The organism is Acinetobacter halobius (assembly GCF_044130335.1).
Classification (GTDB): domain Bacteria; phylum Pseudomonadota; class Gammaproteobacteria; order Pseudomonadales; family Moraxellaceae; genus Acinetobacter.
Window position 1 is genome coordinate 37,357 of record NZ_JBIQOD010000016.1, and the last position, 14,123, is coordinate 51,479.

A 14,123-nucleotide genomic window follows, 5' to 3' on the forward strand; every position below is an offset into this window, starting at 1 on the left:
TTGAGATCACGCTATGCAAAAAGAATGTGTATTGGTGACAGGAGCGAGTGGTTTTATTGGTTCAAACTTGCTTAATTATTTATTAGAAAAAGATTATGAGGTCATTGGTTTAAGTCGGCAGAAGAATCTTTCAAAAATACATCCACATTTAATCTGGATTCAAACGTTGGATGAATTGAAACATGATCGAATTGATTATGTGGTAAATCTGGCGGGGGAAAGTATTGCACAGGGGCGTTGGACAGATGCCCGCAAACAAAAGCTGATTGCCAGTCGTGTTGAAATGACCACGATGCTCTATCAGTATCTAGCCAAAAGAAATATTAAACCGAAATGCATTATTTCAGGTTCAGCGGTGGGCTATTATGGTATTGACCCGACTGAACAATGGACAGAGCGTTGTACAGAACAGTCTCCACCGCAGTCAATTTTTATGTCGGAGTTATGTCAAAAGTGGGAGCATTCTGCGCGGCAAGACACAATGCAAAATACCAAAATCATCCGCTTGGGGGTGGTCTTTGGACGCGGGGCGGGCATTCTGCCGCAAATGTTGTTTCCGATTAAAATGAATCTGTGTGCTCGAATTGGTTCAGGACGACAACCTGTGGTGTGGGTGCATATTCAAGACGTGTTGCGAGCGATCGAGTTTTTGATGCTACATGAAACGACTGAGCAGGTCTTTAATGTCGTCAGTCCAGAAAAAGTCACCCAGTCGGCGTTTGCACAAACCGCAGCTCAAATTCTAAAACGTAAACCTTTACTTTCTTTGCCTGCTTTTGTGTTGAAATTGCTCTTAGGCGAGCAGTCTCAACTGGTGTTAAATGGTCAGTTTGTCCGTCCGCAAGCGCTGAGCAATCAAGGCTTTGAGTTTAAGTATCCGACTTTAAAAGAAGCATTGCTTCATCTCATTCAGCCCAAAGCGTGATTGTGGTGAAGTCATCATCACGCAAAATGTGCTAAACGTTCTGGAGTATAGGCAGTCGCATCAACAGTTAATGGGTGCTCTAACATTAACTCACGCAGTAGCCGTGCAGATGCGGGTCCCATACACAGACCATTTCGATAGTGGCCGAAGTTTGCCCAAAGATTGGAAATTTCAGGAAATGCTCCGATATAAGGGACGCCTGTTGGTGAACTTGGGCGTAGACCTGCCCAATGCTTCACAATTGGGAAATCAGCCAGTTCTGGCACCATGTCCAAGCAGGCTTTATAAATATTTTGTTGGGTTTGTAGGGAGGGGCGTTGGTCAAAACCGACATCCGCCATGCTTGAGCCACAAACGATATGACCGTCTAAACGTGGAATCAGATACATGACCTGATTCATACACATTGTTGGGAGCCAGTTTTCAGGGGTTTTAAACAGCAACATTTGCCCTTGTACGGGGTTCACTGGAATGCTGCATTGGAGTTGTTCGGACCAGTGCTGTGACCATGCGCCTGTTGCAATCACCACATGATCTGCATGATAACGTTGACCATCAGCAGTTTTTACCCCTTGAACTTGCTGATTGACTATGTCAAACCTATGTACCCATGCTTGCTCATGGAAAGTGACTTGTGATAGCTGTTTGAGATATTCCACAATCGACTTGAGCAGTCGGGGATTGCGGACGTTAGCCAACTGTGGAAAATGGATGGCTTGTTGAAAGCGCGTTGAAATACGTGGATTGATCTGTTCCAGTTGCGTGCGTTGTAAAAGTTCACACTGCTGCATCGGTTCCTGATGTTGTTCTTTATAATTTAGACCAATATCAAAATCAGCTTCGTCAAAAATTAGCATACCTGTTTCATGGATTTCAAAATCTATCCCTGAAACGGGGCTAATTTTTTCATTCCATGCTTGATACATGCTTTTGCCATATTTGGCGAGGTCATTGACACTTTGTGGATAGCGCCACGGGTACATCGGAGAGAGAATACCCCCACCTGCCCATGAGGCCGCTTGTCCTGCTTGTTGTTGGTCAAAAATCTCCACTGAACAACCGTGTTCAATCAGCTCAAGCGCTGTCAGTAATCCACTGATACCTGCACCAATAATGGCAATATGCATTGCAACTCAATCCTTCTGGTGTATTTCTTTTACTTCATGTCTTTCAGTTTGAGTGCCGCTTCTTCTGCAAAATAGGTCCAGATGCCATCGGCACCTGCGCGGCGGCAACTCATCAGTGATTCGATAATCACGCTGTCGGATAACCAACCATTTTGAATGGCTGCGGCAAGCATGGCATATTCACCACTGACTTGGTAAACGAAAGTCGGAACACCAAAAGTGTCTTTGACTTCACGAACAATGTCCAAATACGGCATACCCGGTTTGACAATTACCATATCCGCGCCCTCTTGAATATCAAGGGCGATTTCATGTAAGGCTTCTGCGCGGTTGCCGACATCCATTTGATAGTTGTATTTGTTGCCACCTTTAAGGTTGCTCGATGAACCGACTGCATCGCGGAAAGGACCATAGAAGCTTGATGCATATTTTGCTGAATAGGCCATGATCGAGGTGTAGATATGGCCATTGGCTTCAAAGGCTTGACGGATGGCGCCGATACGACCATCCATCATGTCACTGGGTGCGAAAATATCAGCACCCGCTTCAGCATGACTTAAGCCTTGTTTAATCAGTGCCGCAACGGTTTCGTCATTGAGTACATAACCTGTTTCATCAATAATGCCATCTTGACCATGCGTGGTATATGGATCAAGTGCACCATCGGTAATCAGCACCATTTCAGGCAATTCTTTTTTGAGCAGACGTAGCGTGTTTTGAACCAAACCATCTTCACGCCATGCTGCTTCGGCACTGAGGCTTTTATCTTCTTGAGGAGTCACTGGAAATAGTGCGAGTTTCGATACACCAAGTTCAAGTAAACGCTCCGCCTTTTTTACAAGTAAGTCAGCAGATAAGCGCTGAATATTTGGCATACTGGGAATATCTTGGGTTTGCTTCTGTCCTGGCAGGACAAATACTGGATAGATGAGATGATCTGGCGTTAAATGAGTCTCACGGACCATAGAGCGCAGATGTTCATTTTTACGAATACGACGCATGCGAGTAGCGGGAAACGCGGGACGATTGAACGTATAGGTCATAAAAATCTCGATAATCAGTATTAAACTAGGTCAGTATTGTAGACCTATCTGGTGGTTTTGGGCAGATTTGGATAGGTTTTTATTGTTTGCATGCTAAAGCAGGGTGTTATGAATAGTGGTGAAAAAAGCTGGACGGGCAGCATACACTTAGGAGCGAAAGTGGATATTGATGTGGTTTTTGAGCAATTGGTCAAGGCTTTTAATGCATCGCCATTTTTTAAGCACAACAGTATGAGCATGCGTGTAGTCAATGGACAGATTGAAGCCTATATAGATATGCAGGATTACTTAATTGGTAATGTCGCGTTCCAAATTTTACATGGTGGCGTGGCTGCAACGATTTTGGATAGTGTTGGTGGTATTGTGGCGATGGGGGAGCTGTATAAAAAAGCCGAACCTGACACGATTGCAGATACCATCAAAAAAGTATCACGTTTAGCGACAGTAGATATGCGGGTTGATTATCTTGCGCCGGGACGTGGAAAATATTTTATTGCACGTGCTGAAACCCTGAGATTGGGGCGTAAAGGTTGTACGATGCGTATGACTATGGTGAATGATGAAGATCGAGCGATTGCAACAGCTATTGCTTCGTATGCATATTAGGTCTATATGACTAAATGATTAATAATTAAGTGAAATTTATAGCACTCAGCAGGAAGTTGGGTGCTAAAAACTAAAAAAGACTGTGCAGTTACAAATTATATTCTCAAAATATGATTATCTAATCGTAAAATGCATCAAATTTTATAGTGACTTTCTCATCGACACCAATGCAGACAAGTTTTTTGTCTGATGTCCCTTTAGAAGGGATGATGCCGGCTGACCAAGTCTGTTAGATTTAGGAAAAATCAATGACAGATGCCTCAAATACACTACCAGATACTGATACAGCCAATCAAATTAGTGATCAAACACTGAAAGCAAAACGGAAGAAAAGTTTAACTTTTGTTGCTCTAATTCTGATTATTGCTGCCGTTTTATACTTGGTTTGGAAACTGTTTTTTCAACATTCAGTTTCTACAGACAATGCTTATGTGGGTGCAGAAACGGCATCCATTACCTCTATGGTGACAGGTCAAGTTGAAAAAGTCTTGGTCAGTGATACTCAGAATGTGAAAAAAGGTGATGTGCTGGTTTTAGTGGATCATCGTGATGCTGAAATTGCTGTAGCCCAAGCTCAAGCTGAATTACTTAAAGCACAGCGCCAATATAAACAAAGTGCCGCCAACAGTAGCTCTTTAAACTCGCAAGTCTTTGTGAGTGATGACGCCATTCACAGTGCTGAAGCGCAAGTGGCTAAAGCCCAAGCTGAGCTAAATAAAGCACAGGATGACTTGAACCGTCGCCAGCAGTTGAGTGCAACAGGGGCAATTTCCAAAGAAGAGTTGAGTACTGCACAAGCCACATTCAATAATGCGCAAGCCGGCTATAACTTGGCACAGGCTGGTTTAGCTCAAGCAAAGTCGAGCCAAAAAGCGGCACAAAGCAATTTGGCTGCCAATGAAGCCTTAATTCAGGGTAGCAATGAAAACTCGATGCCTGATGTTTTAGTGGCACAAGCAAAATTAAAACAAGCTTTGTTAGACCTAGAACGTACAGAAATAAAAGCGCCTTTTGATGGTGTGGTGACAAGCCGGAAAATCCAAGTTGGACAACGTGTGGCACCGGGTTCAGTGCTCATGATGTTGGTTCCTATTTCACAGTTATATGTCGATGCGAATTTTAAAGAAAGTCAGCTTGAAAATGTACGTCCAGGTCAAAAGGCTATTTTAACCTCAGACTTATATGGGGATTCGGTTGAATTTCATGGCACAGTCTTGGGCTTTTCAGGCGGTACGGGCTCTGCCTTTGCATTGATTCCTGCTCAAAATGCGACAGGAAACTGGATCAAGGTCGTACAGCGCTTGCCTGTGCGTATCCAACTTGACCCGAAAGAACTGACTGAGCACCCTTTACGTGTTGGCTTATCTATGGAAGCTCAAATCGACTTGAAATCGAAGTAGTTGCTTATGAATAGCTACGTTCCCTATGGCGACTTAAAAGGTGGTCGCCTCATGCTGGCAGCCTTTGTTCTTGCTTTGGCCAACTTTATGGTCGTGCTAGATATGACGATTGCCAATGTCTCTGTGCCTCATATTACGGGAAGCCTTGCTGTATCGAGTTCGCAAGGGACATGGGTGATCACCTCCTATGCTGTGGCTGAGGCAATATGCGTTCCTTTAACGGGATGGCTTGCAGGTCGTTTCGGTGGGGTCAAAATTTTCATTTTAAGCCTAATAGGCTTCACGGTATTTTCAGTACTGTGTGGTTTATCAACCAGTTTAGAAATGTTGGTTTTTTGCCGAATCGGTCAAGGTCTATTTGGTGGTCCGATCATGCCACTTAGTCAGATGTTGCTGATGCGAATTTTCCCTCCTGAGAAACAATCTCAAGCGATGGGTATGTGGGCAATGACGACAGTGGTTGGTCCAATTCTGGGTCCAATTTTAGGCGGAACTATCAGTGACAACATGTCATGGCATTGGATTTTCTTTATCAATATTCCAGTCGGTATTTTCTGTGCATTTGCAGCAATGCGTTTATTAAAACCAGCAGAAACAGCAACAGCAAAACTGAAAATTGATATGGGGGGCTTATTGCTATTGGTGCTTTGGATTGGGGCATTACAACTCATGCTCGATCTGGGGCATGAACGTGACTGGTTCAATAGCCCTGTGATTGTGGTATTGGCTTTAACCGCTGTGATTGGTCTGGTGATCTTTACCATTTGGGAGCTGACCGAACGACATCCAGTGGTGAATATCCAAATCTTTAGATACCGTAGTTTTACTATTTCTGTTTTAGCATTGGCCTTTGGTTTTGGTGCTTTTTTCGGCAGTATTGTGCTGATTCCGCAGTGGCTACAGATCAATTTGGGTTATACCGCAACTTGGGCAGGTTATTTAACTGCAACTATGGGGTTTGGTAGTTTAACCATGTCGCCAGTTGTGGCAAAGCTAGCAACCAAATATGACCAACGAGCACTGGCGAGTTTTGGTTTGAGTATCTTGGGTGGGGTGACGTTGATGCGTTCATTCTGGACCACAGACGCAGACTTTTTCGCATTGGCATTACCACAAATCTTGCAAGGTTTTGCTGTGCCTTTCTTCTTTATTCCTCTGTCGAATATGGCATTATCGTCTGTGTTGCCACATGAAATGGCATCTGCCGCAGGTTTAATGAACTTTTTAAGAACCATGGCAGGGGCAATTGGGGCATCAGTTGCTGTTACCATTTGGGATGACCACACTAAAGTTGCACGTAGTGAAATGGTAGGTAGTTTACATACAGACCAGACCCAATCCCTGTTAATACAGCAGGGGATGAGTTCGGAGAGTGCTTTAGCTTATATTTCGAGTCTAGTCGATAAAGAAGCATTAACCTTATCCGCAAACTATATTTTTCTGATCTTAGCATTAGTATTTCTTTTCGCTGCTGCCATTATTTGGCTTTGCCCTAAACCTAAATTGGGTGTCGGTGGTGGAGGGCATGCACACTGAGACCATAAAAATTCACTTGAAAAAGAACATGCCAGTCAGTTAAGGAACTGACTGGCATGTTCTTTTTCAACCCTAGATTTTATTCGATAGAATTAGGAATTAAATTTCAGACTTTGCACGTTCTAATGCAGACTGCCATTGCTGTAAGTGAAAATCACGTTGATCTGAGCTCATTTGGGGTTCAAATGCACGCTCAAGTTGCCAAGACTGTGCAATTTCATCTAAGTTAGAAAAGATACCAGACCTTAAACCTGCCATGGCAGCAGCTCCCCATGCTGTAGATTCTTGCATTTTAGGGCGTAAAACAGGCACATTTAAAATGTCTGCCTGAAACTGCATAAGCATATCATTTTGACTCGCACCGCCATCGACACGTAATTCTTTGAGTGGTTGCTGAATATCGGCTTGCATGGCGGTCAGTACATCTGAGACTTGGAAGGCAATAGATTCTAAAGCTGCACGTGCAATATGGGCTTTGTTGGTTCCACGTGACATTCCACATAGTAATGCACGAGCTTCACTGTCCCAATGTGGCGCACCAAGTCCAGTAAAAGCAGGGACAAGGATAACGCCATCGGTATCCTTAACTGTACAAGCCAGCTTTTCGACATCGCCACTTTTTTGAATAATGCCTAAATTATCTCGTAGCCACTGCACAATTGCTCCTGCCATAAATACGCTACCCTCTAAGGCATAAGTGGTTTGATTTTGCGTTTTCCAGCCAAGTGTAGAAAGCAGTTTATTTTTACTGTACTGAACGGTGTCCCCCGTATTGAACAACATAAAACAACCCGTGCCATAGGTATTTTTAGCTGTACCACTTTCAAAGCAAGACTGGCCAAACAGCGCAGACTGTTGGTCACCTAAAATCCCTGTAATTGGAATATTGGCTCCAAGTAGTCCTGTTGCAGTATCGGCCACATAGGTATCTGAATTGATAATTTGAGGAAGTAGTGTAGATGGAATATTAAAGAGTTCTAATAGCTCTTCATCCCACTGCTGGGTACTCAAATTCATCAGCATGGTACGAGATGCATTACTAACTTCGATGACGTGATTTGCGCCTTGAGTCAGATTCCAAATGAGCCAACTGTCAATGGTACCAAAAGCTACATGACCTGCTGTCGCCAATTTACGGAGACCGTTGACATGTTCAAGTAACCATACCAATTTTCCAGCACTAAAATAAGGATCAATTCGAAGCCCTGTTTTGGATTGAATTTTGTGGCTCATGTTTTGCTGAAGGAGTTGGTTGCACCATTCAAAAGCACGACGATCTTGCCAAATAATGGCAGGTGCAAGTGGTTGCCCTGTGCGTTTATCCCATACGACAGTCGTTTCTCTTTGGTTGGTGAGACCAATGGCTTGAATGTCTTTGGCAAGGATGCGAGCCGAGGCGAGTGCTTGCTGTACAACGGCAATTTGTGAGCTCCAAATCTCTTGGGCATCTTGTTCAACCCAGCCAGATTGAGGGGTGTGTATGCGTGTTTCGCGTTGTGCCGTTGCCTGAACTTGACCTTGTTCATTGAAAATAATGGCACGACTCGAAGTGGTTCCTTGGTCGAGTGCAAGTAAGTAGCTCATAAATTATTTTATTGTTGGACTTGAAAACCAAAATATTAACGCAATTATGTAATTAAGCGCATCAATATGTGTGTTTGTTTAGAAAATAGATCGTATTTTCTGGCAACTATGCTATGATTGACGCTACTTTGGGGGTGTTTCTGGCTTCGACGCTGGTGATGAAACTCATAGATGCATGTCGAGAGCGCATTTTCTCTCGTAAATCAAATTTGCATTTTTTAGTCGCAAACGACGAATCATACGCTCTAGCTGCCTAAGGGCAGCTTGTCCGCCTCTCCGAATACTTGTGGTTAGAGAGTCCGACTGAAGCGCACGCACACAAGTCCGTATAAAACCAAGCCTCGGGGTTTTGTACTAAATTAAGAGGATCGCGATTTGTACCCTGTTCGTCGGGTCACAAAGAGTTAAAACAGTAGACGATATCTAAGCATGTAGTATTCTCGAGCGTAGTGCTGGCGGACGCGGGTTCAACTCCCGCCACCTCCACCAAATACCTAGTTTTATATGACGAAATATAACTGAATATAAAACGGAAAGGCTTAAATCTTAAGGGTTTAAGCCTTTTTTCTTGCCTAGATATACCCAAACATAAAAGCATATAGTATTGCATCCCATGTATCCCTACGTGTATCCTTGAAGAAAAATTGAATTCAAGGGATACAAGGCTAATGAAAAGAACTGAAATAAAACGCCGTCCTTTATCTGATACCGCACTAGCGAACCTTGAAGCAGAAGCTAAAGAATATCGTGAGCTTGATGGCAATGGCTTATATATTCGAGTAAAGCCTGATGGTAATAAGTCTTGGCAGTTGAGATATAAAAAGCCTGATGGTAAATGGTCATGGCTTGGTTTAGGTGGTTATCCTGAAATAAGCGGGCAGTTAGCACGTAAGAAAGCCAAAGAACTTTTAGATGATGTATCTAGAGGTGAAAATCCAATCATTTCTAAACAGGAAAGAAAACAGCAAGAACTTGAGCAAAATAATGCAACTTTTGAATTATTGGCTCGTGAGTGGTTAGACACGAAACTCAATTCATGGGTAGCTGATACGATGACCCGAAATAAAGGTGCATTGGAAAAACATATATTTCCTATTTTTGGCAAACGCTTGTACACCACAATAAAACCGATTGAATGGATGAATTTGTTAAAAGGGATACAACAAGAAAAAGGCATCTATGAGCAAGTAAATCGTATTCGTGCAATGTGTCGTGATATTTATGATTTTGCAAAAGTCACAGGTCGTATTGATTACAATCCTCTAGAGGGTATTCAGAAATACCTTGAGCAAGGTAAAAAAACCAATATGGCCCATGTGGATGAAAAAGAACTTCCTGCATTGCTTAGAGCGATAAATAATTATCCGACTATGGACGTGCGTATGGGTTTACAGCTTTTGGCAATGCTGTTTTGTCGTCCTAGTGAGTTACGTGGTGCAAAATGGGATGAGTTTGATTTTGACAATGCCCTTTGGAATATTCCTGAAGAACGTATGAAGAAACGCCGTGAGCATGTTGTACCTTTATCAAAGCAAGCAATAGCCATTCTTCAAGAATTAAAAACCTATGACACAAACTCAGAATTTTTATTTCCAAGTCGTTCCGATAAAAGTAAGCCAAAGTCTGACACGGTTTTTATTATGGCTTTGCGCCGTATGGGGTATGAGGGTAGACAGACACCGCATGGATTTAGACATATTGCGAGTACGCTTTTAAATAATCGTGGTTTTGATGAGCGTCATATTGAATCGGCTTTAGCGCATGTAAAAGACGGTGTGGCGGGTGTTTATAACAAAGCTCAATATCTACAGGACAGAGCAAATATGATGCAATGGTATGCGAATCATTTAGAAGAAATAGCAGATCAAAGCATTATTCAGTTTAAAAAAGCTAAATGACAAAATTTGCACTAATTTAATTAAATATCGTTTATATTTAGTTTGTTAAGCCTAGCTCGACGGAGTGAAAGTCGAATACCCAATTTGATTGGCTTAGCTATTTTTAGGGATGCTGTGGGAGGCATAATGAAAAGGATTAAAAATATTGGTGACATACCAAGTTTTTTAAGTAATCAAAGATATGATGATTTTTACAAAGAGTTATCCAAACATAAACTAAAAAAAGAAATAGGTAAAAGACATAGCTTGTATTCAAGAGTTCAACACGTACTCAATAACACCTACATTATTGAGGATGATTACACTCGAGATAAAAAGAAAAGTAAAAGACTGAATAAAAAAAATGATAAGAAAAAAGTCATTACAGTTGAAATTACACGGAGTATTACAGTTAATGGGGTAAAAAAAATACTACAACCATCACCTCCAAAAACTAAAAATGAGATAATTCAAGAAGAACGAGATTCTATTGTTCGTAACATTTTGAGTTTTACAACACATCAATGGCAGGATACACCCGACGGCAAAAAATTGAACTATCAAAGCTCAGATTTTACGATCTTCCCCGGATTCAATTTTGATGACTCTCCCATTATCACCCCCATTATGAATCACAAAAACTATCATAATTTCAAATCTATAAATCCATTTTTTGACGTTTTTCCACGAAATTTAGATGATTATATAAAAATGCCGAATATATATATTAATTTAGACTTTTCGGATGATGCAATAATTGAAGAGTTTAAAAATCAGTTGGTAGAATTAAGAGAAACTCAAAATCAGAAGCCTGTTTACTCAAAGACTAAATCCTATATAGCTAAACTTATAAATTTCCGTATATTACAGGTCATGGACTTACTTATATGGCAAGCTATTACTAATCACCATGTCCTATATGATACCTTGGCGTTATTTTTATATCCGCAAGGGCAATTTTCAGGGAAGCAATTGAAGGAAACTATTATTCCGTTATCAAAAAATCTTTTAAATTCAAAAAGTAATGAATCTGGATTTTTTTATTACATCGTAAATAAAAAACGATGAAAAATAATCTCTATTCGATTTCAACATATTAAAAACTTAATAATTCCACAATTGCCTATATCTTTTCATATATGGGCATTTTTATGACTATTACACCATTACGACTACAGTTCAAAAAAACTTGTGAACTTTTAGATATCAGCCGTGAAAAGCTCCGACATTTACAGCGCACAGATGAAACTTTTCCCAAAGCAATCAAAATGGGTGAAAGTAAGCAAAGTGCAGTGTTCTTCGATTATGCCGAACTTATGGCATGGCACGAAAAGCAAAAGTTAAGCCTTATAGCAGAGGAGGTTTAATTTATGCGCATCACTCATAAAGCGAATATTCTTCAACATTTGCAACAAGGTAAAACCATCACCCAGCGAGAAGCGATTGCACTATGTAATTGCTATCGACTCAGTGCAGTAATTTTTGAATTACGTTGTGTAGGTTACAACATTAAAACCCATGACGAGGATAATGATTCAGGGATAGGCACACATGCTCGATATGAGCTTATAGGGGGCTAAACATGACCGTTACTCATGAAAGCCCTAGCTTGGAACAGCCTAAAGATATTTTAGCAAATTGTATAAGACTTAATCCACAGGACGGCGCATTTATGCGTCACCCTGTCATTGAATCAAACGGTAGCCCTCAACAACCCATCTATATTGATAATACAGTCATTGATATAGATGGTATGAAATACAAAAGCCCGATGATACTGCCTATCTACAATGGGCAATTGAAACTGATTCAATGCGTTGTCTTGCAACATGAACAAAAAATTCAAATATTGCCTGATGGTTCCGCTCATGGCTTTGCTTATTACGGCGAACTTAGAAAAGATAAACCAGTCGTTATTTGTTATGAGCTAGGCGCATTTTTCAAACTTGCTCAAACACATTACAGCACTGTATTGGTTGTGCTTCCTGATTTATGCAGAACAAAGAATCTGACTTTAAAACAGGTTGATGTAAACAACATTGAAGCAGTCATAAATCAATTGTGGAATGCAGGCTATAGACAGCTATACCTACCAACTCGACCACAAAATAAAGATTTATTACGTGAAATTGAGCAAAGCAAAAAAGTACAGCTTATAGACCAATATCGAAATGATGGAAATTTTATGGAAATATCCCAATATGAAATGGCGCATGAGGTGCAGTCGTTTATTGATAATGCAATACAAGAATTACCTGTATTTCAGGAAGCTTGGAAAGAACCCAAACAAATAAAATCTGAATTATTGCCTGTAAAGAAAATCACAGAAGATATGCTTCCGCTTGAGGTTTATAAATATTGTGCAGATGAAGCCAAACGAGCGGATAACATGACTTTTGATTTAGTCGCCGTGTGCCTACTTACTTCACTAGGCGCATTGATTGGCGCAAGAGTCGCAATTAAGCCTAAACAGTTAGATGATTATGCAATCGTGCCTAACTTATGGGGGGGAATTATTGCGCCACCCAGTAGTAAAAAATCACCCGCAATTAGTGCAGGGACACGACATTTAGACCGACTTGTTTTACAGGCAAAAGAGCAATTTGAATCTGAGCAAAAGGAAAATATAGCCAAAGCTATTGTTTTTAGATCTACCGAAAAAGACCTTGCTCGAAAACTAGATAAAGCGACAAACGAACAAGAGAAATTAAAATTTGCTCAAGATATTGCAGAAATGCAAACAGAGGTGAATAAGAAACCTGTTTTAAAACGCTATTTCACAAATGATAGTTCACCCGAAGCATTGGCAGATTTAGAACGAAGTAACCCAAATGGAATATTGGTCATCCGTGATGAACTTATCGGCTTACTCAGTTCATTAGATCAAAATGATACTGATACAGGACGAGCATTCTATCTTGAGGGATGGAACGGCACAGGTTCATATCAATTTGACCGTATTACACGAGGCTCAGGATACATTCAAAACCACTGCCTTTCTGTTTTAGGTGGGATACAGCCTGACAAACTCATGAGCTATTTAGAAAAGACCATTCATGGTATGGGCAATGACGGCTTGTTACAGCGTTTTCAATTACTCATTTATCCCGATTTAGCCGAATGGCAATATGCAGATATTAAGAGCGATAAAGATGCTAAAGAAGCAGTATTTAACCTATTTAAACAGCTTGATGGATTGAATGAATATGAGCTAACGAAATTAGGTGCAAAGCCAAGTGATGATTTTAATGCTAGACCTTATTTTCGTTTCACCACAGAAGCACAGCAAACCTATAAAACATGGTCAACAAAGTTAAATAGCCAAACGATACCCAATGAAGAACATACAATCATTCAAGAGCATTTATCGAAGTTTGGAAAACTGATGCCCGCTTTGGCTTTAATTTTCCATCTTATAGATTCTGTGCAATTAGGTGTGAGTGTTGGCGGTGTAAGTCTTAATTGTGTAGAAATGGCGATTAAATGGTGTGATTACTTGGAAAGTCATGCACGGCGCATCTATGGCATGGTTTTACATTCAGCTACGTTTAAAGCGAGTGCATTAGCCAAGAAGTTGGAAAGGCTGAATCAATCAGACTCATGGCGTGTGGATGGATTTAGTGCAAGGGAGGTACATCGTAAAGGTTGGAAAGGTTTAACCGAGCTAAATGCCGTAAATGATACCCTTGAATTATTAGTCGATTATGGTTGGCTGAATGAGCAAGAAATTGAATCAACTGTAAAAGGTGGGCGACCCAGTAAACGCTATTTGATTAATCCTAAAGTTTACATTTCCCTCAAGTAGCACTGCCAAAACTGACATTACTTAATAGTTTTGTCGGTTTTGTCACCTCGTGTTTATGGAAAAGTAATTTTAGAAATTCTTGTGGTTAATAATTTAGTTCCCTATGTTTTTAATCAGTAAATGAAAAAGTGCCATAAAAGGCTTTAAATCACGCATATAAGCTATTCAAGGGAGGTGGTAGGGTATGGCGGAAAAGTGCATATACACAAAATGGTGCGTT

General features: G+C 40.9%; 12 protein-coding genes and 1 other RNA gene. 10 read left to right on the forward strand and 3 right to left on the reverse strand.

Going from position 1 to position 14,123, the window contains the following annotated elements:
- Window positions 1–13 precede the first annotated feature (13 nt).
- Window positions 14–925, forward strand: a complete 912-nt coding sequence (locus tag ACE01U_RS13280) for a TIGR01777 family oxidoreductase (protein ID WP_395579676.1) — start codon at window positions 14–16, stop codon at window positions 923–925.
- 17 nt (window positions 926–942) lie between these two features.
- On the opposite strand, the gene thiO is transcribed toward ACE01U_RS13280, so the two are convergent.
- Both thiO and hemB read right to left on the reverse strand, forming a co-directional pair.
- On the reverse strand, window positions 943–2,052 hold the full coding sequence (gene thiO, locus ACE01U_RS13285) for a glycine oxidase ThiO (RefSeq protein WP_395579678.1): 1,110 nt from the start codon (window positions 2,050–2,052) through the stop codon (window positions 943–945).
- A 29-nt stretch (window positions 2,053–2,081) separates the two neighbouring features.
- Entirely contained in the window at window positions 2,082–3,095 is a 1,014-nt protein-coding gene (hemB, locus tag ACE01U_RS13290; RefSeq protein ID WP_395579679.1) for a porphobilinogen synthase, read from the reverse strand.
- A 108-nt stretch (window positions 3,096–3,203) separates the two neighbouring features.
- Here hemB and ACE01U_RS13295 point away from each other — a divergent pair, with 108 nt between their 5' ends.
- The 3 genes from ACE01U_RS13295 (at window position 3,204) to ACE01U_RS13305 (ending at window position 6,637) form a co-directional block, all read left to right on the forward strand.
- Window positions 3,204–3,701: a thioesterase family protein gene (locus ACE01U_RS13295; protein ID WP_086208187.1), complete on the forward strand. Its 498-nt coding sequence runs from the start codon at window positions 3,204–3,206 to the stop codon at window positions 3,699–3,701.
- Window positions 3,702–3,949: 248 nt separating this feature from the next.
- The gene (locus ACE01U_RS13300; protein WP_110974858.1) at window positions 3,950–5,101 is read left to right on the forward strand and encodes an HlyD family secretion protein; all 1,152 of its coding nucleotides are present in this window, start codon (window positions 3,950–3,952) and stop codon (window positions 5,099–5,101) included.
- 6 nt (window positions 5,102–5,107) lie between these two features.
- Window positions 5,108–6,637: a DHA2 family efflux MFS transporter permease subunit gene (locus ACE01U_RS13305; RefSeq protein ID WP_110974859.1), complete on the forward strand. Its 1,530-nt coding sequence runs from the start codon at window positions 5,108–5,110 to the stop codon at window positions 6,635–6,637.
- Window positions 6,638–6,736: 99 nt separating this feature from the next.
- Here the strand turns inward: ACE01U_RS13305 and glpK are convergent, their stop codons facing one another.
- Entirely contained in the window at window positions 6,737–8,221 is a 1,485-nt protein-coding gene (gene glpK / locus ACE01U_RS13310; RefSeq protein ID WP_110974860.1) for a glycerol kinase GlpK, read from the reverse strand.
- Between the two features lie 130 nt (window positions 8,222–8,351).
- Between glpK and ssrA the strand changes: the two genes are divergently transcribed.
- The 6 genes from ssrA to ACE01U_RS13340 all read left to right on the forward strand — a co-directional run bounded on the left by ssrA (window position 8,352) and on the right by ACE01U_RS13340 (window position 13,903).
- Window positions 8,352–8,710: a transfer-messenger RNA gene (ssrA, locus tag ACE01U_RS13315) on the forward strand.
- Between the two features lie 179 nt (window positions 8,711–8,889).
- Window positions 8,890–10,119 carry a tyrosine-type recombinase/integrase gene (locus ACE01U_RS13320; RefSeq protein ID WP_395579680.1) on the forward strand — a complete coding sequence of 410 codons (1,230 nt, stop codon included), beginning with the start codon at window positions 8,890–8,892 and terminating at the stop codon, window positions 10,117–10,119.
- Window positions 10,120–10,245: 126 nt separating this feature from the next.
- Window positions 10,246–11,166, forward strand: a complete 921-nt coding sequence (locus ACE01U_RS13325; protein ID WP_395579681.1) for a DUF6387 family protein — start codon at window positions 10,246–10,248, stop codon at window positions 11,164–11,166.
- An 83-nt stretch (window positions 11,167–11,249) separates the two neighbouring features.
- Window positions 11,250–11,465, forward strand: coding sequence for a helix-turn-helix transcriptional regulator (locus tag ACE01U_RS13330; RefSeq protein WP_395579682.1), 216 nt, complete (start codon window positions 11,250–11,252; stop codon window positions 11,463–11,465).
- Window positions 11,466–11,468: 3 nt separating this feature from the next.
- The gene (locus ACE01U_RS13335; protein ID WP_395579683.1) at window positions 11,469–11,678 is read left to right on the forward strand and encodes a helix-turn-helix domain-containing protein; all 210 of its coding nucleotides are present in this window, start codon (window positions 11,469–11,471) and stop codon (window positions 11,676–11,678) included.
- A 2-nt stretch (window positions 11,679–11,680) separates the two neighbouring features.
- Window positions 11,681–13,903: a YfjI family protein gene (locus ACE01U_RS13340; RefSeq protein WP_395579684.1), complete on the forward strand. Its 2,223-nt coding sequence runs from the start codon at window positions 11,681–11,683 to the stop codon at window positions 13,901–13,903.
- Window positions 13,904–14,123: the final 220 nt, after the last annotated feature.